This is a genomic window from Phytoactinopolyspora endophytica (genome assembly GCF_004138495.1).
Lineage (GTDB): Bacteria > Actinomycetota > Actinomycetes > Jiangellales > Jiangellaceae > Phytoactinopolyspora > Phytoactinopolyspora endophytica.
In genome coordinates this window covers 136,691-137,928 of the sequence record NZ_ML142849.1, presented here as the reverse complement: position 1 = coordinate 137,928, position 1,238 = coordinate 136,691, and the positions used below count along the sequence as shown (strand labels likewise).

Genomic DNA, 1,238 nt, shown 5'->3' with positions numbered 1-1,238 from the left:
GACGTCGCGGTCATGTGGCACGCCGACGGTTGGTGGGCGCTGGAGACCCCGCACCTGCCCAATGATCGGCTGAACTACTCCGAGACGGTGCGCGGCGTACACCGCGCACTGTGGCACCTGGGTGTCCCGGTCGACTTCGCCGCCCCGGACGCCGCACTCGACCAGTACAAGCTGGTACTGGTGCCGAGCATGTTCGGTATGGACGACACGACGGTCAGGAACCTCGAGGACTATGTCGACGGAGGAGGCCGCCTGTGCGTGTGGCCCTTCTCCGGCGTCGCGGACGAGAACATGCACGTCGTCTCCGGCGGCTACCCGGGACAGCTCCGCTCCCTGCTCGGCGTCCGCGTGGAAGAGTTCCATCCCCTCGGCCCGGACGACACCGTGACTCTGTCGAACGGCACCATCGGTGACATGTGGTCGGAGTACATGACGCTCGAGGGCGCGGAGGCCACCAGCACGTACGTCGGCGGATTGCTCGCCGGCTCACCGGCTGCCACCCGCCGCACGCACGGATCGGGACAGGCGTACTACGTGTCGACCATGCCGGAGCCCGCATCGTTGCAGGCCATGGTCGCGAGGCTGTGCGACGACGCAGGCGTGCGGCGACCGCTGGGCGTACAGCCACCGCCGGGCACCGAGGTGATCGTGCGGCGCGGCGCTGCCGCCGACTATGTCTTCGTCCTGAATCACAGTGACCAGAAGGTCGAGCTGAGCGGACCGGGGGAGGACCTCATCACCTCGACCGCGACGACCGGCGGCCTCACTCTCGACCCCGGCGGCTACGCCGTCGTACGTACCTCCGACGCGTCGCCGTCCGCCGGCTGGCGATTGGGCTGACGTGCACGGCGCATATCCGTGTGCCGAGAACGCTGGAAGATTGTGCCGAGAACGCTGGAAGGTTTAGCACGCTATAGCGTGTACAACGCTCCAGCGTTTTTCGGAGAACCTTCCATCGTGGGGTTGAGCCAGGTCGTGGGTGTCGTCGTGTGAACTTTGCTTGCTGATTGCAAGCTCGGCAGTGTCGAGTGATCGGTTGTGTGATGGACGGCCGCTTCACCCGGTCGGGCTTTGCACAACCGAGAACACGAACGTCTCGGGCGGCTGGGAGTCGCACGGCTGTTGGCACAGTCCGGAACAAGCGGCTGGGAGTCGCACGGCTGCTGGCACGGCCCTGGAAGCGCTGCTTGAACCAACACGGCCTTTCACACGGCCGCCGGCCGGGCGTCCCGGATTGG

At 66.6% G+C, this 1,238-nt stretch carries 1 protein-coding gene; it reads left to right on the top strand.

From position 1 onward, the window contains the following. Positions 1-840: beta-galactosidase (locus ELR45_RS36315; RefSeq protein WP_205855621.1), on the top strand; the 840-nt coding region annotated here is incomplete at its 5' end. Between the last annotated feature and the right edge of the window lie 398 nt (positions 841-1,238).